The sequence below is a fragment of the Caulobacter sp. CCNWLW153 genome (genome assembly GCF_036889365.1).
In the GTDB taxonomy this organism is placed as follows: Bacteria; Pseudomonadota; Alphaproteobacteria; order Caulobacterales; family Caulobacteraceae; genus Caulobacter; species Caulobacter radicis.
In genome coordinates this window covers 75,162-96,704 of record NZ_JBAKFV010000015.1, presented here as the reverse complement: position 1 = coordinate 96,704, position 21,543 = coordinate 75,162, and the positions used below count along the sequence as shown (strand labels likewise).

Here is a 21,543-nt window from a genome sequence, read left to right as displayed (position 1 = left end):
GGGGGGTGAGCGATCGCCTACCCCTCGTCCTCTTCCGTCTCGACCTCCGCCTCCGGCCGCCCCTTGCGGGCGAAGCCCTTGCCGCGCTTCATCGGCTTGCGCTCGCCCTTGGCCTTGGCGGTGATTTCCTTGAGCTTGATGGTCTGGTTGACCGACAGGGCCTGGCCGGCGCCGCCCTTTTCCGGGTCGCCGAACGCTCGCCCATAGGTCTCGATGCGCTGGGCCACCGAGCCCAGGAATTCGCCTTCCCAGTCGGAGAGCTCGATCCCGCCCTTGTCGGCCATCCGCCTGGCCTTCTTGAGGGCGCTCAGCGCGGCCTTTCGGGCCTGGGCGCGGGGGTCCGGGGCTTTTCGATCGGGCGGCTTGGCGCGCATGACGTCAGCCTAGCAAAAAGGCCCTCTCCGGGGAGAGGGCCTTTTCAAAATCAGATCTCGCCGATGGCCGAGAGGTAGAGATCGAGGATGGCGTCCTCTTCCTGGCGCTTGGCGCGGTCGGTCTTGCGCAGGCGCACCACCTTCTTGAGCACCTTGACGTCGAAGCCGTTGCCCTTGGCCTCGAGGTAGACTTCCTTGATCTGCTCCATGATCTCGGCCTTCTCGACCTCGAGGCGCTCGACGCGCTCGATGATCGACTTCAGCTGGCCCTGGGCGGTGGAGTTCAGAACGTCGGCGTGCGGGATGGCGTCGTCGGCCATGGAGATCTCTCGCGAAAAGGGGCTGAAAACCGGAGGCGCGGAAACTAGTGCCTGCGCGGGCCGAGGGAAAGCCGATTCAGAGCAGGCCGTGGGCTTGAATCACAGGTCGCAGGGCGGCCGGGTCGACGAAGTGATGGACGTGGAAGCCCATCGCCCGCGCCGCCTCGATGTTGGCGGCGCTGTCGTCAACGAAGAGCAGGTCGGCGGGCGACAGGTCGGTGCGCTCCAGGGCGATCTCGTAGATCCGGCGTTCGGGCTTGATGGTGCGTTCGACGGCCGAGACCACCGGATCGCGCAGGTGGCGGAAGGCGGGGCTCATGGCCTGGACGCCCGGCCAGGCCTCGCTGGACATGTTGGTCAGGGCGTACTGCGCCACGCCGGCGGCGGCCAGGTCCTCGATCAGGGATTCGGTCTCGGCGATCGCGCCCGAGAACATCTCGTCCCAGCGGGCCCACCAAGCGGCAAGGTGCTCGGCGTGTTCGGGAAACTCGGCCGCGCGCAGGGCGATGTTCTCCCCGAAGGAGAGGCCCCGGTCGGTTTCGCTGTGCCAGTCCATGGTCCCGACATGCGAAAGGAACCGGTCGAGATCGGCCGGTTCCTTGAAGATCTTCGCGTAGAGCGTGCGCGGGTTCCAGCGCACGATGACGTTGCCGACGTCCCAGAGCATGGCCCTGGGAGACGCAGGCGGCGTCATCAGCCCTGCTTGGCCTTGAAGCGCGGGTCGGTCTTGTTGATGATGTAGATGACGCCCTTGCGACGCACCATCTTGCAGTCGCGGTGGCGACCCTTCAGCGACTTCAGCGAGCTGCGAACCTTCATGACCGTCTCTGTTGTCAGCGGAGAGGTTCGGGCGCGCCATCAAGCTCGCCGGAACATCCGGATGTTTCGGAGGGCGTGCGTATAGGCAAGACGGGGCGATGAGTCAATCGGCCAAGGCCCCGCTGCGCGCAGCCGTCGCGCCGTGTTGCGCTCAAGCCCCGGTCGGGGCGACGGGCTTGAACGACAGCCCCTTGGGCGGGGGCGGGCCGAAAGCGTTGTCGGCCGCCTGGCCGGGCAGGCCGCCCAGGGCCGACAGCAGCACCGGAAGCACCAGAACCGCCACGCCCAGGGTGTTCTGGTAGGCCTGGGGCGGGATGACGAAGCCGCCGCCAAAAAACAGGGCCATGAGCGCGATGAACACTCCGCCGGCCCACCAGCCGGTGCGTCCCAGGTCGTGCAGGCGCGGGACGGCGGCGATCAGCATCACCACCAGGGCGGCCGGCAGCGGGCGCTGGAACACCAGGGCCGAGACCAGTATGGCGACCAGCGCCACGCCGACGATGAGCCAGTAGCTGGCGCGGTTGATCCGGCCCTTCAGCAGTTGCACGTCGAAACCCTCGCGCCGACCTCGGTGTGTCGCAGACTTCTAGAGCAAAGCTTGTGGAGAGGCGATGCGAACCGGGAACTCACTTTGTCCTGGCGTCCTTGTGATTGAAGCTTTCGCACGAACCCCGGTAGCCTGCCCCGATGGATAGACGCGTATTCCTCGTTCTGCTGCTGGCCGGTTGCGCCGACACGACCGTCAACGCCCCGCTGGCGCCGTCGACCCCGACCGCGCCGCCGCCGGTGGCTTCAACGCCCGCCGCCCCGACCCCGCCCTCGGCGGTCACCGCGGTGGAGACGGGCGGCCAGGTCGCCGCCTTCAACGCCTGGCTGGCCGACTTCAAGCCGCGCGCCGTGGCCGCCGGCGTGCCCCAGGCGGTGGTCGAGCGCGAGCTGAACGGCCTGACGCCCAATCCCCGCGTCATCTCGCTGGACGGCCGCCAGCCGGAGTTCTCCAAGCCGGTGGGCGACTACATCAAGGGCGTGATCAGCGACGACCGCGTGGCCGTGGGCCGGGGCAAGCGCGACGCCCTGCCTTTCCTGCCGTCGGTCGAGCAGCGCTACGGCGTGCCGCGCGACATCCTGCTGGCCGTCTGGGCGATGGAATCGGCCTTCGGCAAGATCCAGGGCGATTTCGACGTCGTGCGCTCGATGGCCAGCCTGGCCGCCGACGGTCGCCGCCGCGCCTGGGCCGAGGGCGAGCTGATCGCGGCCCTGAAGATCATCGCCTCGGGCGAGGACACCCGCGACCAGCTGAAGGGCTCGTGGGCCGGCGCCATGGGCCAGACCCAGTTCCTGCCGTCCAACTATCTGTCGACCGCCGTCGATTTCGACGGCGACGGCCGCCGCGACATCTGGCGCAGCGACGCCGACAGCCTGGCCTCGGCCGCCAACCTCCTGGCCAAGGGCGGCTGGAAGCCGGGCGTGGGCTGGGCCAAGGAGGTGATCCTGCCGGCCGGCTTCGACTACAGCCTGGCCGAGGGCCCGCGCGAGCTGCCCGCTTGGTGGGAAGCCAAGGGCGTGAAAAGAGCCGACGGCCTGCCCTGGACGGCCGCGGACGCGGCGTCGCCGGCCGGGCTGATCCTGCCCGCCGGCGCGGCCGGCCCGGCCTTCCTGGCCCTGCCCAACCACTTCGCGATCCGCAGGTACAACAACTCCACCTCCTACGCCCTGGGCATCGGCCTCTTGGCCGACCGCTTCGGCGGCGGCGGGCCGCTGGTCGCGTCCTGGCCGGTGGAGCAGCCGCTGTCGCTGGCCGACCGCATGGCCGCCCAGATCGCCCTGGCGCGCCTGGGCTTCGACCCCGGGCCGGCCGACGGCGTCATCGGGGCTGGCACTCGCAAGGCCCTGCGCGCCTGGCAACAGAGCCGCCAGCTGCCGGCCGACGGCTACCTGTCGTCCGACATGGTAGGCAAGCTGAAGGCCCAGGCGGCGATTTCGTAGGGAAAGAACCTCCCCCAGTGGGGGAGGCGGCCGAAGGCCGGTGGGGGGACGTTTTCAGCTGCCGAGAAGGCGGCCGATTTCGCACTCACTCCCCCCACCGATCGCTTCGCGATCACCTCCCCCACAGGGGGAGGTTCCTCAGTGTAGAAGTCTTAAGCCGCCTGGCTGACCTGCGGCGGGAACACGTCGTCCATGCGCAGGTAGGTGATCAGGCGGGTGTCGACCGACAGGATGGCCTGCACGAAGCGCAGCTCGTCGGCGCCCATGTCCGGGGCCGGCTGCAGGTGGTCGCGGGTGATGGTGAAGGTCTCGGAGACGGCGTCCACCAGGATCCCGGCCAGGCGGTCGTGGCACTCGACGACGACGATGACGTGGCGGGTCTCGGGGATGGTGACGCCCAGGCCCAGGCGGTTGCGCAGGTCGATGACCGGCATGATCGCGCCGCGCAGGTTGATGACGCCCTTGAGGAAGCCCGGCGCATGCGGGATCGGGGTCGCCGGGGTCCAGCCGCGGATCTCGCGGACCGTCTTCACGTCGATGCAGAACTCCTGCTCGCCGATGCAGAACGAGATCAGCTCGAGGGCCGGTTCGGCGTGTTCGGTCATCAGGAAATCCCCGGGGTCTGGAAGGCTGGCGCGGACGTCTCCGCTCGCCTGCCACAAGAGCCCGGGCGCCGTTTAACAACGGTTAATGCTGAAGTTTCTCGTGGTGCGCGAGGGCGAGACCGATTGTCGCGGGCGGCGTGGGGTAGGGCTGGTCAATTTCTGAGTGCTTGGTCGACTTGATCACCGAGCATCCCCGCGCAGGCGGGGATCCAAGCCGAGATCGCGGATGATCCGAGGCTGGGCCGCACCTTGAAAGTCAGCTTGGGTCCCCGCCTGCGCGGGGATTGGGCGGATTGGGGACCGGCCAGCCCGTAAAGCTGATCGGCTCTCAGCTCGCGGCCAGTCGCGCGCGCTTCTTGAGGAACATCGCCGCGTCGGCCTCGGCCAGCGACACTTCCGGCTCGGCGCCGGCCTCGATCTCGCGCACGCCGAACGAGACGTGCAGCGGGGCGCTCCATTCGCCGAACTGGACGGGTACGCCGCGGATGGCGCCCGCCAGGCTTTCGCCCTTCATCTCGGCGGTGGCCTTGTCGGCCTGGACCAGCAGAACGGCGAACTCGTCGCCGCCCATGCGGCCGACGATGTCGCTTTCGCGGACATTGGCCAGCAGGCGCTCGGCCACGGCCTTCAGCGCCGAGTCCCCGGCGGCGTGGCCGAAGCGGTCGTTGACGGCCTTGAAGTTGTCGAGGTCGAAGAACACCAGGCTGGCCGGCGAGCCGTAGCGCTGGGCGAAGGCCGAGACGCGGCGGACCTCGCGAAGGAACGCGCGGCGGTTCAGCACCGGGGCCAGCACGTCCATGTCGGCCAGGGTCTCGGCCTCGTTGAGGCGATACTTCAGGCGCGAGACCTCGGTGCGCAGGTCCTCGACCTCCGACATCAGGGTCTGCAGGGCGGCCTGCACCTTGGGAGTCAGGTCGGCGGGCTCCAGGCCCAGGAACCCGGCCTTGTCGACGGGCACGGTTCCGCGCGGCGCGGCCGAGACGCCGGCGGCGTCGGCGAGCGCACGGCGGCGGATCGCGGAGAAGGTTTCGGTGCGGGCGCCGGAGATCTTCATCGGAGGGGCGGCGAATCACTTCTGGTCAAGCTGAATGGAAATCTGCGTTTTCTCGTTAACCATGACAATGGCGGTGGTAGCCGGGCGCCAATAAGCCGCAGGTGGAGGAGCGGGCCGCAACCTGCGGAAAGCAGCGCGAGAACGTCCGAGAACGGGCTTTGGTCTGGAGGGGCGACCCGCTATAAGGCGCGCGATTCAAGGGGCCGACCCAGGTTTCTTGGTATACCCTCCATCGTTCGAGGAAGACGCCGATGACCACGTCCGCGCCGCCTGTCGCCATCGTCATGGGCAGCCGCTCCGACTGGCCGACGATGAAGAAGGCGGCCGACGCCCTCGACGAACTGGGCGTCGCCTACGAGGCCAAGGTCGTCTCGGCCCACCGCACCCCCCAGCGCCTCGTCGAGTTCGCCACCGGCGCCAAGGCGGCCGGCCATCAGGTGATCATCGCCGGGGCCGGCGGCGCCGCGCACCTGCCGGGCATGGTCGCCTCGATGACCCCGCTGCCGGTGCTGGGCGTGCCGGTGCAGTCCAAGGCCCTCAGCGGCCTCGATTCCCTGCTGTCGATCGTGCAGATGCCGGGCGGCATCCCCGTGGCCACCCTGGCCATCGGCGAGGCGGGCGCCCGGAACGCCGGCCTGCTGGCCGCCCAGATCCTGTCGCTGGCCGACCCCGCGCTGGCCCAGCGCCTGGACGCCCAGCGTGCGGCCCAGACCGATAGTGTCGCCGAAAGCGTCGAGGACTAAAGATCATGACCGCCTCTCCGGCTCTTCCTCTGCCCCCCGGCTCCACCCTCGGGATCCTCGGCGGCGGGCAACTGGGCCGGATGCTGGCCCAGGCCGCCTCGCGCCTGGGCTTCGACGTGGTGATCCTCGATCCCGAGGAGAACAGCCCGGCCGGCCGTGTCGCCGCCCGCCAGATCGTCGGCGCCTATGACGACCGCTGGGCGCTCAAGCGCCTGGCCGAGGCCTGCCACGTCGTCACCTACGAGTTCGAGAACGTCCCGGCGGAGACCGTGGCCGAGCTGACCGCCCTGGGCTGCGAGGTCGCCCCTGGCGCCCGCGCCCTGGCCGCCGCCCAGGACCGCGTGGCCGAAAAGACCTTCCTGGCCGAGATCGGCGTGCCCACCGTGGCCTTCGCCCCGGTCGACGACGAGGAAAGCCTGCTGGCGGCGGTGGCCAGGATCGGCGCGCCCAGCCTCCTGAAGACCCGCCGCGAAGGCTATGACGGCAAGGGCCAGGCCTGGATCCAGCGGGCGGGCGACGCGCTCGCCGCCTTCGAGAAGATCGGCCGCCAGCCGGCCATTCTCGAGGCCCCGGCCGATTTCGGCCGCGAGCTGTCGGTGATCGCCGCGCGCGGCCGCAACGGCGAGATCGTCTGCTATCCGCTGTCGGACAACCACCACGAGGGCGGCGTCCTGCGGCGCACGATCGCGCCGGCCAAGGCCACGTCCTCCGAGCGCGACCAGGCCGAGGCCATCGCCGCCAAGATCCTCACGGCGCTCGACTATGTGGGCGTGATCGGCGTGGAGCTGTTCGAGCTGGCCGGCGGCAAGCTGCTGGTCAACGAGTTCGCCCCCCGGGTGCACAACACCGGCCACTGGACCCAGGACGGCTGCGAGGTCGACCAGTTCGAGCAGCATATCCGCGCCGTCGCCGGCTGGCCCCTGGGCCCGACGGCGGCCCTGGCCCGCGTGGAAATGACCAACCTGCTCGGCCCCGAGGTCGACGCCTGGAAGAAGCTGGCCGCCGAGCCGGAGACCCGCATTCACCTCTACGGCAAGGGCGAGGCCCGCGCCGGCCGCAAGATGGGCCACGTGAACCGCCTGCGGCCCCTGGAAGGCTAAGGAGAAGGCCCCCTTAGTCGCTCTGCGAGATCCTCTCCCTCTGGGGGAGGTGGCCCGGAGGGCCGGAGGGGGGACGTTTTCAGCTTTCGAGGCGGTGGCCGGTCATCACCGACTTCCCCCTCAGTCGCTTCGCGACAGCTCCCCCTTCAGGGGGAGCATCTTGGGTCAGCTCCGCGCGTACCGCATCTTCGCCAGCGCGGTCAGGAACTCCGCCGCCAGGTTCGGGGCCTTCACGCCGGCCTTCCACTTCTCGAAGGCCATCACGCCCTCGATGCGGGCGTCCAGGTGCTTGAGAGCCGACTCGCGGCCCGAGGCCAGGTCGACCGCCAGGGTCGAGACCAGGATTCCCGACAGGATGGCGCGCTTGGAATAGTGGTTCTCGTCGGTGGCCACGTCGCCGGCCCAGCGCCACAGCTGGTCGGCGCTTTCCCATAGGAGAGAGAGCGCCAGCGGCAGGTTGGTCGGGAAGGCCAGGAACGCGGCCCAGCGGCGGACGGCCTCGCTGTCGTGGGCGGCCGCGTCGATGCGGGCGATCACGCCCTCGCGAATCTTCTGGCGGATCTTCAGGGCCGCCGGGTCGAACTTGGCCAGTGATTCCATGGCCTTGGCGTCATGCCGGCGGGCCAGGATGGCGGCCAGGTCGCGCGGGCCCTGGGGCAGCAGGAGATCGGTTTCCCCGGGCGATAGCTGGGCCGCCGCGGCGGCCCCGCGGACCAGGCTGGCGTTCCAGCCGAGGCGCGGCGACAGGCGCAGGGCCTCGTCCAGAACCCGTTGTTCGGCCTTGTCGGCCCAATCCTGCGTTGCTTCGGCGGCGGTCTGGCTCATGAATCCGAGTCTACACCGGTGTTTAGCGCTCGTCGCGCATGGACACGCGCCCTTCGCTCTGCTATCTGCCGCCCCTCGTCGCCCGGAAGCACCCCTTCCAGGGCGTAAGGTTTTTATTCGCCCGCCCGGCCCCTCAAGAGGGACTTGGGAAATTGGTCGGGCCGTCGAATGGAGAGTCACCCCTGGTCCAGATTTTCGTCCGCGACAACAACGTCGATCAAGCCCTGAAGGCCCTCAAGAAGAAGATGCAGCGCGAAGGCTCGTTCCGCGAGATGAAGCGCCACGTCCACTACGAAAAGCCCTCGGAAAAGCGCGCCCGTCAAAAGGCCGAAGCCGTCCGTCGCGCCCGCAAGCTGGCCCGCAAGCGCGCTCAGCGCGAAGGCCTGCTGCCGATGCCGAAGAAGGCTTCGCGTTAAGAGCGCCGTCGAGGCGCGGCTCGTCGCGCCTCCGCGTTCCACGCACCCGAAAACAGACGAAACCCGCGCCGGGCGACCGGCGCGGGTTTTGTTTTGCGCGAAAGGCCAAGTAGCAGCGGACAGGCTCCTCCCTCGCACGCTTCGCTACGGGGGAGGAGTTTGGCGGGCGAGGCCCGCGGCCCTCGCTAAGGGCTCGACGGACGTTGAAAGCTCGCCTAGGTTTGCGCGGAACAAGAAGGGAACGCGCATGAGCGGCGACATTCGCATCGGCATCGGCGGCTGGACCTTCGAGCCCTGGCGCGGCCACTTCTATCCGTCCGACCTGAAGCAGAAGGAAGAGCTGGCCTATGCCAGCCGCCAGCTGACGGCGATCGAGATCAACGGCACCTACTATTCCAGCTTCAAGCCCGACAGCTGGCGCAAGTGGCGCGACGAGACGCCCGACGGCTTCGTGTTCGCGGTGAAGGCCTCGCGCTTCACCACCAATCGCAAGGTGCTGGCCGAAGGCGGTGAGTCGGTGGCCAAGTTCCTCGACCAGGGCCTGACGGAGCTGGGCGACAAGCTCGGCCCCATCCTCTGGCAGTTCATGCCGACCAAGAAGTTCGATGAGGCCGACTTCGGGGCGTTCCTGGCCCTGCTGCCCAAGGAGAAGGACGGCCTGCGCCTGCGTCACGCGGTGGAGGTGCGCAACGACACCTTCATGACCCCGGCCTTCCCGGCGCTTCTGCGCGAGCACGGCGTGGCCGGTGTCTACGCCAAGCACTTCGATTATCCGGAGTTCGCCGACGAGGCCGCCGACTTCGTCTACGCCCGCCTGCAGACGGGGTCGGACGCGGTGGCGACCGCCTATCCCGAGCCCGAGCTCGACGCCTGGGCCGACCGCCTGAAGACCTGGGCCGCCGGCGGCGCCCCGGCCGACCTGCCGCGCATCGACAAGGCCTCGGTTCCGGCCGCCAAGAGCCGCGACGTCTTCGCCTTCATCATCCACGAGGGCAAGGTGAATGCGCCCCACGGGGCGATGGCGCTGATTGATAGGGTGAAGTAGCCGCCTGCCCCTCTGTCGGCTTTGCCGACAGCTCCCCCAGAGGGGGAGCATTTCGAAGAGCGCCGGCGCCATTAGATCCTCCCCCTCTGGGGGAGGTGGCCCGGAGGGGCGGAGGGGGGACGTTTTCAGCTTTCGAAGCGACTGAAAGCTCGCAACCCTCCCCCCACCGATCGCTGCGCGATCGCCTCCCCCACAGGGGGAGGTTCCTGAAGATCACCCCGCCGCAGCCGCCGCCATCTCGCGCCAGCCCTTGGCCTCGCGGCGGAAGCGCGGGTGGGTCTTGGCCAGGCGCTTGTCGAGTTCGGCCAGGGCCTCGCGGGCCTCGGCCTTGCGGCCGGTCTCGCCCAGGAACACCGCATAGCGGGCCATGCCCTCGAAGCCGGGCAGGTGGGCGGCGGCCCAGCGCAGGGAGACGTCGGCCTCCTCGTTGCGGCCCAGCGCGGCCTGGGCGCGGCCCAGGGCCAGGGCGGTCTGCGGCGTGCGGCTCTTCTCGCCCTGCTGCCCCAAGGCCTCCAGCAGCGGCAGGGCCTCGGCGGCGCGGCCAAGTTCGATCAGGCTGTTGGCCCGGGCCAGCATCAGGGCCGGATCGTCGGCATAGTGGCCCTGCAGGGCCTGGGCGTAGATCCGCTCGGCCTCCTCGTGCTTGCCAAGGCCCGTGGCGGCCGCGGCCAGGCGCGAGAGATTGGTGACGGTGGGCGCGTCCTCGGCGTCGCGGCTGGCCTCGCGATACTCGCGCTGCGGATCGAGCGCCTGGCGGGCGGCCGCCTTCATCTGCTGGGCCTTGGACCCGCCCATGAACTCCGGCGCGATGATGGCCAGCAGGTACACGATCCCGCCCAGCGGCTGGAACATCAGGATAATCAGCAGCCAGTACATGGCCTGGCCTGTGCGCACGACGTGGACGCAGAGGGCGATCGAGAAGATCAGCGACAGGCCGATAGCGGGGAACATCAACAAGGTCTCCGGATGCGTCCCGGCTATGTGTGGCCCCCATGCCGGGCCGTCAATCGGCGAGGCCGCCCCTGGGCGAGGTTTCGCCGCCCGCTTCGGACGGTTCCCGCAACGCCGCCTCTTGCGCGTCCACTGTGTGTCTGCCTAATGTCGTTATATTGCGAGAGTGCAATCCACTATGTGGGATTATCTCGCGACAAACACATAAGCAGACCGGGCAAACCGGCGCTTGGGTTGGAAACATAAGGGCGGGTCCATGGAGACGCCGCCGTCAGGAGGGACCAATGTCGTCGTCGTCCTCGTATGGTTCGCGTCTGCGGACGGGCTGTTCCCTGGCCGTCCTGATGTCGGCGGCCCTGGCGGCCGGCGCGGCGAGCGCCCAGACAGCCCCCCAGCCCTCCGGCGAGACCACCGAGAACGCGGTGGAAGAGGTGATCGTCACCGGCTTTCGCGAAAGCCTGAAGAGCGCGCTGAACGTCAAGCGCCAGTCCTCGGGCGTGGTCGACGCCATCAAGGCCGAGGACATCGCCGACTTCCCCGACGCCAATCTGGCCGAGTCGATCCAGCGCGTGCCCGGCGTGTCGATCACCCGCGTGGCCGGCGAGGGCCGCACCATCACCGTCCGCGGCCTGCCGCCGAACTTCACCCGCGTGCGCATCAACGGCATGGAGGCCCAGTCGACCAGCGGCGCCACCACCAGCGACCGCGGCGCCAACCTGGGCCGGGGCTTCGACTTCAACACCTTCGCCTCCGAGCTGTTCAGCGGCATCGCCGTGCGCAAGACCGCCCAGGCCGAGGTGATCGAGGGCTCGCTGGGCGCCACCGTCGACCTCGACATCGCCAAGCCGCTGGACCAGAAGGGCCGCACCTTCGTGGTCGGCGGTTCGCTGGGCTACAACGACCTGTCGAAGAAGAACGACAAGAAGCTCTCGGCCGTGCTCGGCGACCGCTGGGACACCGCCTGGGGCCAGTTCGGCGCCCAGGCCTCGCTGGCCTGGAGCAAGCGCGAGTTCCTCGAGGACCAGTGGGGTTCGGGCGGCTGGAACCCGGCCACGGTCGACGGCGGCTTCTGCACGCCCGTGGGCCGTCCCGTGCCCAACCCCGCCTTCAACGCCGCCAACGGCACCGATGCCGCCAACTGCGCCACCGGCGTGCCGCGTCCGGCCGCCAACGACACGCTGTTCGACCTGGGCAACCGCTCGACCGTGTTCTTCCCGCGCCTGCCGCGCTACGGCCGCTTCCACCACGACCAGGAACGCACCGGCGCCACCCTGGCCCTGCAATGGAAGCCCAGCGAGCGCACCTCGTTCGGCTTCGACGCCCTCTATTCGAACTATGACGTGGTGCGCGAGGAGAACTGGCTGGAGGGCTTCTCGTTCGCCCGGGCCATCAGCCAGAACGGCAAGCCGCAGACGGCCATCCGCGAGCTCATCCTGCGCGAGGCCGGAACCAGCCACACCGCCGGCGCCAACTTCGGCCTGCCGGTCTACGACGTGGCCTATGCCCGCTTCGACGGCGTCGACGTGCGTTCCGACACCCAGCACGACGAGTTCCAGAACGTCTTCCAGCAGTACACCTTCAACGGCAAGCACGAGCTGACCGACAACATCACCATCTCGGGCCTCGTCGGCTATTCGAAGTCGGACTACGACCAGCCGATCACCACGACGATCATGTTCCAGCGTCCCAATACGAGCATGACGATCGACTTCCGCGACGACCGCGACCAGCCGAAGATCACCCACGGCTTCAACGTCGCCGACGCCAGCCAGTACAGCTTCGCCGCGCCCAACGCCGAGGTGCGGCTGTCGCAGATCTTCACCACCAACATCTACAAGACCGCCGAGTTCAACCTGGCCTGGGCCGTCGACGACGACCTGACGATCAAGGTCGGCGCCCACCACCACGAGTTCACCTTCGACACCTCGGCCCGCCAGCGGAGCAACAACTTCCTGGTGCCGACCCTGACCACGGCCCAGCTGCAGGCGGTGACCAAGGTCGTCGACGACTTCGGCGGCAACGGCATCAAGAAGGACGTCTTCCCCTCGTCCTGGGCGACCATCGACTACGACAAGTTCGTCTCCAGCCAGAACCTCTACAGCGACAGCGGCATGTACGCCCTGATCCCCAACTACGGCGGCATCCGCCGGGTCGAGGAGAAGGTCACCTCGGCCTATCTGCAGGCCGACCTGCGCACCGAGATCGGCGGCCTTCCGGTGCGGGGCGACGTCGGCTTCCGCATCGCCCAGACCGACCTTGCGTCGCGCGGCTACCAGATCGGCGCCACGCCCCAGCAGGTGACCGCCGAGCACAGCTATCACGACGTGCTGCCGTCGCTGAACTTCGCCGTCGACCTGCGCGACGACCTGGTGGTGCGCTTCTCGGCCGCCAAGGTGGTGTCACGTCCGGACCTGGGCTTCCTGACCCCCGGCGGCAGCCTGAACCTGACCGGCACGCCGTCGATCGCCTCGGGCAATCCCGAGCTTGACCCGATCCGCGCCACCACGGTGGACCTGGGCGCCGAATGGTACTTCGCCCCGGGCTCGGTGCTGGGCGTGGGGGTGTTCTACAAGGACATCGCCACCTACGTGCAGAACCAGTCCCAGCAGATGACCTTCCGCGAGACCGGCCTGCCGCTGTCGCTGATCGGAACCTCGGGCGTGGATCCCGACAACACCCCGATCACCGTCACCCGCCCGGTCAACACCCCCGGCGGCCCGCTGAAGGGCTTCGAGATCAACTACCAGCAGACCTTCACCTTCCTGCCGGGCTTCCTGCGCCACACCGGCGCGCTGGTGAACTACACCTATGTCGACTCGCAGATCGACTACTTCCTGGCCGCCGGCGGGGTGACCACCAACGACCTCGTGGGCCTGTCCAAGAACGCCTACAACGCCACGCTCTACTACGAGGACGCCAAGTTCAGCGCCCGCGTCTCGGCCTCGTACCGCGACAAGTCGATCGTCGCCCTGCCGGCCAACAACCCGCTGCAGGACGTCGAGGGCTACGACGCCAACCTGACCTTCGACATGGCCGCCTCGTACCAGATCAACGACCGCCTGAAGCTGTCGCTGGAAGGGCTGAACATCTTCGACCGCTTCAATCGGCAGTTCATCGACTCCGACCGCGACAGCACCTTCGTCTACACCCACACCGGCCGGCAGTTTAACCTGGGCCTTCAGTACCGGTTCTGATGTGAACCCCTCTCTCTGAGAGAGAGGGAGGGGCCCGCCGCGAAGCGGTGGGAGGGTGAGAGGTTACAGCCTCTCACCACTTCCATCGTCATCTCGGAAAGCACCTGGTGCGTATACGGGACCCGGGGCCGTCGCACTGCGTCGGCCCCTTTCATTAAAGGCGCACCGGAGGTCGTTCCGGCCCGTGCAGAACGCCAGCCAACCGGACGGTCAGCGCCGCGAAGACGTGGTGCTGGACACCTCGAAGCTGTCGCCGGAAACTTCCGAGAAGGGTGGTTTGCGGACTTGTGGCGCGGCGGCGCATCCTACGGCGCCCTTCAATACGGCCATTTAAGCCCATCGAGGTGCCATCGGTAAGGCCATGCGCTGCTGCCGCGCTCCCGCACTTCGAGGGTCAGATGTTGTGCTTTTTTTATCCGCTCAATGTTCTGAACGTCCAGATGTATCCTCGCGGCATTTCCTTCATTAGCACATGCTATATTTTCATTTGGTCCGTCATCGAACTTCGCTAACCAGTAAGGTCGCGATGGATCGCATTCCAATTCAACGCCCTCGCCGACCATGACCAAAATATTGTTTGTATCATCCATGTGACGCAATATTAGAGACGCATAATTGCTACCATAAATCGTGGGGCGGGAATTATAACTCACCTTCATAGCTCCATGAATGCGATGCCCATCAGCAACTCTTTCGGCATAGCTCCAGACATCCAGCTCGCGCTTTGCTCTTTCTACATCCTCAGCAGTAGCGGCCTTCCGCTTGACCTCGGCGAATGATGCGCCCTGAATGGAAAATACGAGCAAAATTGCCAGTAGAATCCGAGACATGAATTTCTTTCCTTATATGAGCATCATGGCTGCTACGTAGCGTGAGCGCCCAACACCGTGAGGTGTTGGGGCTAGCCGGGCTCCGAGCCGCATTCGAACGAGCGCATCGCGATCCGAGACGTCGTCTAGAAGTACATTGGCGCTTACGTATAGTGAACGCCCGCTCAGGGTCGTAAGCGGGAAGCGGCGGCTGCTCCGAAAGGGGATATCCGGTGTGCCCAACAGCTTGGCGCGGACCGACCAATTCGCGTGGGGCTAGCTTGGGCCGACGGTGAAACCTCTCACCTTCCCACACCTTCGGCGCGGGCCCCGCCCTCTCTCTCAGAGAGAGAGGGATTTTCAGTCCCGCGGCTTCTTGGGGTCGGCCTTGGGAGAGGGGGCCAGGCGCAGCACCTCGGCCTGGTAGCGTTCGTCGTCTCCGGCGGCGGCGAAGGGCAGGGCGTCGGTCACCGCGTCCAGCAGCGGGTCCAGCCACTGGTGCTCGACCTTGTGGAAGTCGCCCAGCACGTAGTGCATGACCATGGCCTTGTCGCCGGGATGGCCCACGCCGATGCGGCCGCGGCGGAAGGCGTCGCCGATCTGGCTGGTCACCGAGCGGATGCCGTTGTTGCCCGCCGCCCCGCCGCCGGCCTTCATCCGGAAGCGGCCGGGGGCCATGTCGATCTCGTCGTGGAAGACGATGACGTCGGCGGGCGCCAGCTTGAAGAACTTCATGGCCTCGCCCACGGCGCGGCCGGCCTCGTTGTAGTAGGTCTTGGGCTTGAGCAGCAGCAGCTTGACCACGCCGTCCGGCGTCTGCACCTGCCCCTCGCAGGCCAGGCCCTGGAAGCGCGCGCGCCAGGGCGCCGTGCCCCACTTCCGCGCGATGGCGTCCACGGCCATGAAGCCGACGTTGTGGCGGTTCTTCTCGTATTTGGCTTCGGGATTGCCGAGGCCGGCGAGGATCAGCATCGCTCGGTGCTCACGTATTCAAACGAAAACGGGCGGACCCGAAGGCCCGCCCGCTTCCTAGATCAGTTCGGTCGGAAGACCGAGCCCGGATCAGCCTTCGACGGTGGTGTCGCCTTCGCCCGACTGGGCGGCGGCCGAGGCCTTCAGGGTGGCGATCACGAAGTCGCGGTCCACGGCCGGCTTCACGCCTTCCGGCAGCTTCACTTCCGAGATGCGGATGGTGTCGCCGATGTCGTGCGAGGCCAGGTCGATGACCAGCTCTTCGGGGATCTGGTCGGCCGGGCAGGCCAGCTCGACGGTGTGACGGATCACTTCCAGCGAGCCGCCCTTCTTCAGGCCGACCGAGGTTTCGTGGTTCTTGAAGTGCACCGGCACTTCGATCTTGATCAGCTGGTGCTCGCCGACGCGGAACAGGTCGAAGTGGATCGGCTCGTCGGTGACCGGGTGGAACTGCACCGACTTGGCGATGACCGACTGCTTCTCTTCGCCGTGCTGCAGCGTGACCAGGTGGCCGAGCAGCTTGCCGGTGTAGAGGGCCTTGCGGAATTCGTTGGACTTCACCGCGACGTTCACGGGGTCCTTGTCGCCGCCGTACAGGACGCCCGGGACGAGGCCGGCGCGGCGGGTTTCACGGGCGCCGCCGGTGCCGGCGCGCTCGCGGATTTCGACGTTCAGGATGATATCGGCCATGTCAGTTCTCTCTGGAGGGCCCATGCCCTCGGAATGCGAAATCGCCGCACAAGGCCGGATTGCCCCGCTCGGTCGACGTTTTCAGGAGGGCGCCCAATACACGAAGAGGGCCGCCGGTGCAATCCGGCGGCCCTCTCGCTGTCAGCCGGGGAGGCTGGATCAGGCCTTCTTCTTCTTCACGGCCGCCGGCTTGGCGGTCGTCTTCTTCTTGGCGGTCGGCTTTTCCGGCGGCGGGGGCGGCAGGGGCTCGACCGGCATCGGCGCGCCCGAGGCCTTGATGACGCAGGCGCCGGTGTCGATCATGATGTGCTGGCCCAGGCAGAAGATGTCCTCGTAGTGCGGCTTGGAGACGGCCAGGCACTGGTAGAGGTTCAGCTTGGCCATGTTCAGGCACGAGGCGCTGCTGGGTTCGGCCATGATGGCGTCGATGGTGGCCATGTTCTCGTCGCCGGCCGCGCCGAGGGCGGCCAGGGCGGCCACGGCCATGCTGCGGATCACCAGCGGGCGGTAGGGCGGCGGGGCCGAGCGCGGGCCGGCCGGCGCGGCGCTGAGGGCCGCGTCGATGCTGGCCGCGGCCGGCGCCGGAGCCGGCGGGGCGTTGACCGTCACCAGGGTAGCCTGCTGCAACTGGACGACGTCGGCGGTGTCGGCCAGGGCCGGGACGGTCGAGGCGCTCTTGGCGTAGGCCAGGCGGGCGTCGCGGTCGGAGACGAAGCCCTTGGACCAGGCCACGCGCTGCACGTCATAGGCCGATTGCTTCACCTTCTTGCCGGCCTGGTAGACCTTGAGGCCGTCGGCGCCGAGGGTGTCGATGATGCGGGCCGCGGCGGTGTCGGAGCCCTTGAAGCCGACGGCGTAGGCCGGATCGGCGATCAGCTGGTGGATCACCTGCTGGCGCTGGGCCGGATCGGCGGCGAAGGCGCGGACCGAGGCCACGAAGGTCGGGTCCTGCAAGGCCAGCACCGCGCCGTACGACATGGCGCCGCTGAGGAAGTGCTTCTGCTCGTAGCCGACGCCGACCTTCAGCGAGGCCTGGATCTGCTCGCCGTTCTGGAAGTTGGCGTCGATCGCGCCGGCGCGCTGCATGTAGCCGCGGAAGGCGCTGGCGCGCTCGACCACCTTGCTCGACAGGGTGATGGGCGGCGGGGCCGGCGGGGCCTGGACGACGGGCGGCGGCGGCGCGGCGGGCGGGGTGGAGCAGCTGGCCAGGATCGAGGCCGCGGCGAGCGCTACGGCCGTGATGGCGGCGTGCGGACGCAGGTTGAAAAGCATGCTGGCGACATCCCCGTATGACTGGAGCCGGCTTAACATCGCCGACGGGCGACATTGTGACAGTCAGTCCGTTAACCAGACTTTGACAAGCGGGACTATGTCGCGATTTCCGCGAGAGCGCGGATTCCGTTGGATATTTCGCCGACGGAAAATATGGCGCCGATGTGGCGGACAGCTTTGGGGAGTTAACGGCGAGGCTTAGCTCTCACTCCGTAAAATCCCCGCGAAAGCGGGGACCCAGGTGTTTTATCGTCGAGCGCCGGGCGTTGCAGAAAAAGCCTGGGCCCCCGCTTTCGCGGGGGTTTTACGGGTAATGAGATCCGAGATCAGTCGAACAGCTTCGACACCGACTCTTCGTTGGCGATGCGGCGGATGGCCTCGCCGATCAGCGGGGCGCACGAGACGTAGCGGATCTTCGGGCAGGCCTTGGTGGTGTCGGAGGCCTCGATGGAGTCGGTGACGACCAGTTCGGTCAGCACCGAATTGGCCACGCGCTCGGCGGCCGCGCCCGACAGCACGCCGTGGGTGACGTAGGCGCTGACCGAGACGGCGCCGTGGTTGATCAGGGCCTGGGCGGCGTTGCACAGGGTGCCGGCCGAGTCGGCGATGTCGTCGAACAGGATGCAGCGGCGGCCTTGCACGTCACCGATGATGTTCATCACTTCCGACTGGCCCGGGCCCGAGCGGCGCTTGTCGACGATGGCGAGGTCGGCGTCGTCCAGGCGCTTGGCCAGGGCGCGGGCGCGCACCACGCCGCCGACGTCCGGCGAGACGACCATCAGGTCGTCGCCCAGCGGGTAGTTCTTGATGATGTCGTCGGCCAGCAGGCGCGAGGGCAGCAGGTTGTCGGTCGGGATGTCGAAGAAGCCCTGGATCTGGCCGGCGTGCAGATCCATCGTCAGCACGCGGTCGGCGCCCGAGCGGGTGATCAGGTTGGCCACCAGCTTGGCCGAGATCGGGGTGCGGCCGCCGGTCTTGCGGTCCTGGCGGGCGTAGCCGAAGTAGGGCAGCACCGCGGTGATCCGCTTGCCCGAGGCGCGCTTGAGCGCGTCGATGCAGATCAGCAGTTCCATCAGGTTGTCGTTGGCCGGGTAGCTCGTCGACTGGATGACGAACACGTCCTCGCCGCGCACGTTCTCGTCGATCGTGACGAACACCTCGAGGTCGGCGAACCGGCGCACCTGGGCGCGGGTCAGCGGCATGTCGAGGTACTCCGCGATGGCCTGGGCCAGCGGACGGTTGGAGTTGCCGGACAGCAGCTTCATTTTGGATTCTCGGTGGGGGTCGCCGTTGCCGGGCCTTCTAGCAGCGATCCGCCCGGGGGCAACCCGCTTATGGCCCCAGGTTGCGCTTCGTGAACGTTTCGTGTCGTTGAGGCCGCAGCTTCAGGATCCTCCCCCTCCTGGGGGAGGTGGCCCGGAGGGGGGCGTTCTCAGCTTTCGAGACGGCGGCCGGTTCGCGCGGACTTCCCCCTCCTTCGGCTGCGCCGACACCTCCCCCTTCAGGGGGAGGATCTCTTTCTACCCCTCCAGCATGATCGCCGACAGCAGCCGGCCATAGTCCTTCTGGCCGCTCAGCACCGCGCGGCGGTTGGAGAAGAAGTGGTCGTCCTCGGCGCAGGTGTCGCGGCCGACCCATTCGCGCTGCTCGACGCCGGCGGTGGCGATGCGGTCGAGCACGAAGGCGGGCAGGTCGAAATAGCGCTTCTCGTCGGTCTTGCCCGGCTTGAAGAACCGCTTGGAGCCGGGGCAGTCGGCCTCGAACTTGGCGAAGAACTCCAGGCCCACCTCATAGGAGTCCGGGCCGATGCAGGGGCCGACGGCGGCCACCATGCGTTCGGGGCGGCCGCCCAGCTCGACCATGGAGTCGACGGCGGCCTGCACCACCCCGTCCAGCGCCCCGCGCCAGCCGGCGTGGGCGGCGGCCACGACGCGGGCCTCCGGATCGACGATCAGCACCGGCGCGCAGTCGGCGTGCAGCGCGCCGCAGACCACGCCCGGCGTCTTGCTGACCACGGCGTCGCCCTGCGGCCGGGCGTCGCCCCACGAGCCGTCGGCGACGATGGCGATCGTCGAGTGGATCTGGAAGCAGGTGTTGAGGTCCTCGCGCGCCGCGCCGAACCAGCGGGCGGCCCGGGCGCGGTTCTCGATCACGTCGGCCGGCTCGTCCTGGCTGCCGCGACCGACATTGAGGCTGTCGTACAGCCCCTGCGAGACGCCGCCTTTGCGGGTGAAGAAGGCGTGGCGCAGGCCCGGCACGGACGCCAGCAGCGAAGACTGGACGGTGGGGAGCGATGCTTTGGTCATGCCTCGTCCTCGAAGAGCGGGGGATTGAGCCCCGGCGCGCTCAGGCACGCGACCTTGAAGAGATCGCCCATCTGCGCCGCTCCGGTCAGGCGATCAAGCTGTCTTGCGACGACCTCGGCGCGATCGGGCCGCGCGGCGGCCAGCGCCTGGGCCCGGGCCTCGATCCCGAGGGCGCGCAGGAAGTCGCCCTGGGTGACCACCGGCGGCGCCTGGGCCCCGGCCTGCCTGGCCGCCTCGAGCACGGACGGGAAGTCGGCCCAGACGGTCAGGTCGGCCTGGCCGGGATTGTCCAGAGGGCCTTCCTTCCTGTGGGCGCGGATGGCCTGCAGCGTGTCGCCGGGCTCGCTCGCGGCGCGACCGTAGTCGATCAGCAGCGCCGCCCCGCCGTCGCGGGCCAGCCGATGACCGAGCTCGGATCCCAGCGCCGCCTGGGCCGGCGAGGACTCGAGGATGGCGCCGACGGGCAGATCCTCCCCCAGGGGGGGAGGTGTCGGCGAAGCCGACGGAGGGGGGAGCGACCGCAGAACATCCGAGGCCGCGGCGGCTGAAAACGCCCCCCCTCCGGCCCTCCGGGCCCCCTCCCCCAGGGGGGGAGGACCTAGCTTGCGAAGCCCGAACGCCAGCTCACCGTTCTCGCCGAGTCCCACGACCCGCTCGGCCCAGCCGTCTTGCGTCTTCACGAACTGGCGGGCGGGCAGGCAGTCCAGGAGCTCGTTGGCGACCAGCAGCAGCGGCGCGCCGGCCGGAACCTCTTCCAGCCGCCCGGCCCACTGCGCCGAGGCGCCGGCCAGGGTCTTTTCCTGCGCCGCGCGCAGCACCGGCGAGACCTCGACCAGCCACAGGTCGGCCGCCTCCAGGAAGGCGGGCAGCAGGCGACCAGCGCGCAGGATGTCGCTCATCAGCGTGCCGTCGCCGGGGCCCATCTCGACCAGGCGGAACGGGGCGGGGCGGCCCAGGCGGTCCCAGGTCTCCATCAGCCACAGGCCGACCAGCTCGCCGAACATCTGGCTGACGCCCGGCGCGGTGATGAAGTCGCCTTCCGAGCCCCCCGTCATGCCTCCAAGGGCCGGGCGGTTGGCGTAGTAGCCGTCGCGGGGGTCGTGCAGGCAGCGGGTGAAGTATTCCGGGACGCTGATCGGGCCGTCCTGGGCGATCTGGGCCTTCAGGCGGCCCAGCAGCGCGGGTTCTCTCAGGCTCAAGGCTGGACCGGCTCCGGCGCCGTGATCGGTTGCTTCAGCGCCTTCCACACCAGCCAGCCGCCGACCAGCAGCATCGGGGTCGACAGCATCATCCCCATGGTCAGGCCCAGCGGGAAGTTGGGCATGAAGGCGTCGGGCTGGCGCACGTTCTCGAGCGCGGCGCGGAACAGGCCGTAGCAGAGCATGAACAGGCCCGCGAGCCCGCCCCGGCGTTGCAGGAAGCCGAAGCGGTGGGTGGCCAGGCGCAGGATCAGGAACAGCAGCACCCCCTCCAGCGCGGCTTCGTAGAGCTGGCTGGGATGGCGGGGCAACTCGCCGGCGACGCAGGCGCCGCCTTCCAGCTGGCGGATGCGGTCGTTGCAGAACACCACGCCCCAGGGGACGTCGGTGGTGCGGCCCCACAGCTCGCCGTTGACGAAATTGGCCAGGCGGCCGAACAGCAGGCCCAGCGGCGCGACCGGAGCGACCAGGTCGCCGAGCTTCAGCAGGTCGATGCGGTGCTTGCGGGCGAACAGGATGATGGCCAGGCACACGCCCAGGAAGCCGCCGTGGAAGCTCATGCCGCCGTGCCAGACCTGCAGGACCTCCAGCGGCCGGGTCCAGATCGTCGACGGGCTGTAGAACAGGATGTAGCCGAGGCGTCCGCCCAGGATGATGCCGAGCGTGATCCACAGCACCAGGTCGTCGATCTGCTCGGACGTGGCGGTCGGCGCGCGGCCGCCCCACAGGCGCGGGGTCTTCACCAGCCGCACCGCGTAGCGCCAGCCCAGCAGGATGCCGGCCACGTAGGCCAGGGCGTACCAGCGGATGGCGAAGGGGCCCAGCTGGACGAGGACGGGGTCGAATTCCGGAAAGATCACGCC

General features: G+C 68.4%; 23 protein-coding genes. 6 read left to right on the top strand and 17 right to left on the bottom strand.

Features of this window, described 5'->3' with window-relative positions; translation table 11 throughout:
• Positions 1–17: 17 nt before the first annotated feature.
• The 5 genes from V6S85_RS21305 to V6S85_RS21285 form a co-directional block, all read right to left on the bottom strand.
• The gene (locus V6S85_RS21305) at positions 18–374 is read right to left on the bottom strand and encodes a hypothetical protein (protein ID WP_334350156.1); all 357 of its coding nucleotides are present in this window, start codon (positions 372–374) and stop codon (positions 18–20) included.
• 50 nt (positions 375–424) lie between these two features.
• Positions 425–694 (bottom strand): DUF2312 domain-containing protein, encoded by a 270-nt coding sequence (locus tag V6S85_RS21300; protein WP_058348015.1) that lies wholly within the window; start codon positions 692–694, stop codon positions 425–427.
• A 76-nt stretch (positions 695–770) separates the two neighbouring features.
• Positions 771–1,388 carry an HAD family hydrolase gene (locus V6S85_RS21295; protein ID WP_334350155.1) on the bottom strand — a complete coding sequence of 206 codons (618 nt, stop codon included), beginning with the start codon at positions 1,386–1,388 and terminating at the stop codon, positions 771–773.
• Entirely contained in the window at positions 1,388–1,513 is a 126-nt protein-coding gene (gene ykgO / locus V6S85_RS21290) for a type B 50S ribosomal protein L36 (RefSeq protein WP_004616427.1), read from the bottom strand. The genes V6S85_RS21295 and ykgO overlap by 1 nt, the downstream gene beginning before the upstream one ends.
• Positions 1,514–1,664: 151 nt before the next feature.
• The gene (locus V6S85_RS21285) at positions 1,665–2,060 is read right to left on the bottom strand and encodes a DUF805 domain-containing protein (RefSeq protein ID WP_334350154.1); all 396 of its coding nucleotides are present in this window, start codon (positions 2,058–2,060) and stop codon (positions 1,665–1,667) included.
• Between the two features lie 140 nt (positions 2,061–2,200).
• Here V6S85_RS21285 and V6S85_RS21280 point away from each other — a divergent pair, with 140 nt between their 5' ends.
• Positions 2,201–3,499, top strand: a complete 1,299-nt coding sequence (locus tag V6S85_RS21280; RefSeq protein WP_116564084.1) for a lytic murein transglycosylase — start codon at positions 2,201–2,203, stop codon at positions 3,497–3,499.
• A gap of 152 nt (positions 3,500–3,651) precedes the next feature.
• Here V6S85_RS21280 and V6S85_RS21275 read toward each other — a convergent pair whose 3' ends face one another.
• Entirely contained in the window at positions 3,652–4,104 is a 453-nt protein-coding gene (locus tag V6S85_RS21275) for a chemotaxis protein CheW (protein ID WP_058348012.1), read from the bottom strand.
• 328 nt (positions 4,105–4,432) lie between these two features.
• Positions 4,433–5,158: a GGDEF domain-containing protein gene (locus V6S85_RS21270; RefSeq protein ID WP_334350153.1), complete on the bottom strand. Its 726-nt coding sequence runs from the start codon at positions 5,156–5,158 to the stop codon at positions 4,433–4,435.
• 251 nt (positions 5,159–5,409) lie between these two features.
• On the opposite strand from V6S85_RS21270, the gene purE reads away from it, so the two are divergent.
• A complete protein-coding gene (gene purE, locus V6S85_RS21265; protein ID WP_116564078.1) occupies positions 5,410–5,901 on the top strand; it encodes a 5-(carboxyamino)imidazole ribonucleotide mutase in 492 nt (163 codons plus the stop codon).
• A 5-nt stretch (positions 5,902–5,906) separates the two neighbouring features.
• Positions 5,907–7,001: a 5-(carboxyamino)imidazole ribonucleotide synthase gene (locus V6S85_RS21260; RefSeq protein WP_334350152.1), complete on the top strand. Its 1,095-nt coding sequence runs from the start codon at positions 5,907–5,909 to the stop codon at positions 6,999–7,001.
• Between the two features lie 165 nt (positions 7,002–7,166).
• Here V6S85_RS21260 and V6S85_RS21255 read toward each other — a convergent pair whose 3' ends face one another.
• Entirely contained in the window at positions 7,167–7,826 is a 660-nt protein-coding gene (locus tag V6S85_RS21255) for a COQ9 family protein (RefSeq protein WP_334350151.1), read from the bottom strand.
• Positions 7,827–8,008: 182 nt separating this feature from the next.
• Between V6S85_RS21255 and rpsU the strand changes: the two genes are divergently transcribed.
• Together rpsU and V6S85_RS21245 are read left to right on the top strand one after the other, a co-directional pair.
• Positions 8,009–8,242 (top strand): 30S ribosomal protein S21, encoded by a 234-nt coding sequence (gene rpsU, locus V6S85_RS21250; RefSeq protein ID WP_081612876.1) that lies wholly within the window; start codon positions 8,009–8,011, stop codon positions 8,240–8,242.
• Positions 8,243–8,489: 247 nt separating this feature from the next.
• Entirely contained in the window at positions 8,490–9,287 is a 798-nt protein-coding gene (locus V6S85_RS21245; protein ID WP_334350150.1) for a DUF72 domain-containing protein, read from the top strand.
• Between the two features lie 213 nt (positions 9,288–9,500).
• Here the strand turns inward: V6S85_RS21245 and V6S85_RS21240 are convergent, their stop codons facing one another.
• Positions 9,501–10,238: a tetratricopeptide repeat protein gene (locus V6S85_RS21240; RefSeq protein ID WP_334350149.1), complete on the bottom strand. Its 738-nt coding sequence runs from the start codon at positions 10,236–10,238 to the stop codon at positions 9,501–9,503.
• 284 nt (positions 10,239–10,522) lie between these two features.
• Here V6S85_RS21240 and V6S85_RS21235 point away from each other — a divergent pair, with 284 nt between their 5' ends.
• Positions 10,523–13,432 (top strand): TonB-dependent receptor, encoded by a 2,910-nt coding sequence (locus V6S85_RS21235; protein WP_334350148.1) that lies wholly within the window; start codon positions 10,523–10,525, stop codon positions 13,430–13,432.
• Between the two features lie 317 nt (positions 13,433–13,749).
• Here the strand turns inward: V6S85_RS21235 and V6S85_RS21230 are convergent, their stop codons facing one another.
• The 8 genes from V6S85_RS21230 to lgt form a co-directional block, all read right to left on the bottom strand.
• Positions 13,750–14,262: a hypothetical protein gene (locus tag V6S85_RS21230; RefSeq protein WP_133244725.1), complete on the bottom strand. Its 513-nt coding sequence runs from the start codon at positions 14,260–14,262 to the stop codon at positions 13,750–13,752.
• 339 nt (positions 14,263–14,601) lie between these two features.
• Positions 14,602–15,213 (bottom strand): aminoacyl-tRNA hydrolase, encoded by a 612-nt coding sequence (gene pth, locus V6S85_RS21225; RefSeq protein ID WP_334350147.1) that lies wholly within the window; start codon positions 15,211–15,213, stop codon positions 14,602–14,604.
• A 90-nt stretch (positions 15,214–15,303) separates the two neighbouring features.
• Complete coding sequence (locus V6S85_RS21220) at positions 15,304–15,903, bottom strand: 50S ribosomal protein L25/general stress protein Ctc (protein ID WP_116564784.1); 600 nt, start codon at positions 15,901–15,903, stop codon at positions 15,304–15,306.
• Between the two features lie 159 nt (positions 15,904–16,062).
• Positions 16,063–17,175: a hypothetical protein gene (locus V6S85_RS21215; protein ID WP_116564786.1), complete on the bottom strand. Its 1,113-nt coding sequence runs from the start codon at positions 17,173–17,175 to the stop codon at positions 16,063–16,065.
• Between the two features lie 326 nt (positions 17,176–17,501).
• Positions 17,502–18,440 carry a ribose-phosphate pyrophosphokinase gene (locus V6S85_RS21210; RefSeq protein ID WP_101713954.1) on the bottom strand — a complete coding sequence of 313 codons (939 nt, stop codon included), beginning with the start codon at positions 18,438–18,440 and terminating at the stop codon, positions 17,502–17,504.
• 255 nt (positions 18,441–18,695) lie between these two features.
• Positions 18,696–19,481 carry a peptidoglycan editing factor PgeF gene (gene pgeF / locus V6S85_RS21205; protein WP_116564788.1) on the bottom strand — a complete coding sequence of 262 codons (786 nt, stop codon included), beginning with the start codon at positions 19,479–19,481 and terminating at the stop codon, positions 18,696–18,698.
• A complete protein-coding gene (locus tag V6S85_RS21200; RefSeq protein ID WP_334350146.1) occupies positions 19,478–20,680 on the bottom strand; it encodes a class I SAM-dependent methyltransferase in 1,203 nt (400 codons plus the stop codon). Before V6S85_RS21200 ends, pgeF begins: the two co-directional genes overlap by 4 nt.
• The gene (lgt, locus tag V6S85_RS21195; RefSeq protein WP_334350145.1) at positions 20,677–21,540 is read right to left on the bottom strand and encodes a prolipoprotein diacylglyceryl transferase; all 864 of its coding nucleotides are present in this window, start codon (positions 21,538–21,540) and stop codon (positions 20,677–20,679) included. The genes V6S85_RS21200 and lgt overlap by 4 nt, the downstream gene beginning before the upstream one ends.
• Between the last annotated feature and the right edge of the window lie 3 nt (positions 21,541–21,543).

Coding starts and splice junctions, on each gene's coding strand:
- V6S85_RS21305 (WP_334350156.1), bottom strand. CDS start 374: ATGCGCGCCAAGCCGCCCGATCGAAAAGCCCCGGACCCCCGCGCCCAG.
- V6S85_RS21300 (WP_058348015.1), bottom strand. CDS start 694: ATGGCCGACGACGCCATCCCGCACGCCGACGTTCTGAACTCCACCGCC.
- V6S85_RS21295 (WP_334350155.1), bottom strand. CDS start 1,388: ATGACGCCGCCTGCGTCTCCCAGGGCCATGCTCTGGGACGTCGGCAAC.
- ykgO (WP_004616427.1), bottom strand. CDS start 1,513: ATGAAGGTTCGCAGCTCGCTGAAGTCGCTGAAGGGTCGCCACCGCGAC.
- V6S85_RS21280 (WP_116564084.1), top strand. CDS start 2,201: ATGGATAGACGCGTATTCCTCGTTCTGCTGCTGGCCGGTTGCGCCGAC.
- V6S85_RS21275 (WP_058348012.1), bottom strand. CDS start 4,104: ATGACCGAACACGCCGAACCGGCCCTCGAGCTGATCTCGTTCTGCATC.
- V6S85_RS21270 (WP_334350153.1), bottom strand. CDS start 5,158: ATGAAGATCTCCGGCGCCCGCACCGAAACCTTCTCCGCGATCCGCCGC.
- purE (WP_116564078.1), top strand. CDS start 5,410: ATGACCACGTCCGCGCCGCCTGTCGCCATCGTCATGGGCAGCCGCTCC.
- V6S85_RS21260 (WP_334350152.1), top strand. CDS start 5,907: ATGACCGCCTCTCCGGCTCTTCCTCTGCCCCCCGGCTCCACCCTCGGG.
- V6S85_RS21255 (WP_334350151.1), bottom strand. CDS start 7,826: ATGAGCCAGACCGCCGCCGAAGCAACGCAGGATTGGGCCGACAAGGCC.
- V6S85_RS21245 (WP_334350150.1), top strand. CDS start 8,490: ATGAGCGGCGACATTCGCATCGGCATCGGCGGCTGGACCTTCGAGCCC.
- V6S85_RS21240 (WP_334350149.1), bottom strand. CDS start 10,238: ATGTTCCCCGCTATCGGCCTGTCGCTGATCTTCTCGATCGCCCTCTGC.
- V6S85_RS21235 (WP_334350148.1), top strand. CDS start 10,523: ATGTCGTCGTCGTCCTCGTATGGTTCGCGTCTGCGGACGGGCTGTTCC.
- V6S85_RS21230 (WP_133244725.1), bottom strand. CDS start 14,262: ATGTCTCGGATTCTACTGGCAATTTTGCTCGTATTTTCCATTCAGGGC.
- pth (WP_334350147.1), bottom strand. CDS start 15,213: ATGCTGATCCTCGCCGGCCTCGGCAATCCCGAAGCCAAATACGAGAAG.
- V6S85_RS21220 (WP_116564784.1), bottom strand. CDS start 15,903: ATGGCCGATATCATCCTGAACGTCGAAATCCGCGAGCGCGCCGGCACC.
- V6S85_RS21215 (WP_116564786.1), bottom strand. CDS start 17,175: ATGCTTTTCAACCTGCGTCCGCACGCCGCCATCACGGCCGTAGCGCTC.
- V6S85_RS21210 (WP_101713954.1), bottom strand. CDS start 18,440: ATGAAGCTGCTGTCCGGCAACTCCAACCGTCCGCTGGCCCAGGCCATC.
- pgeF (WP_116564788.1), bottom strand. CDS start 19,481: ATGACCAAAGCATCGCTCCCCACCGTCCAGTCTTCGCTGCTGGCGTCC.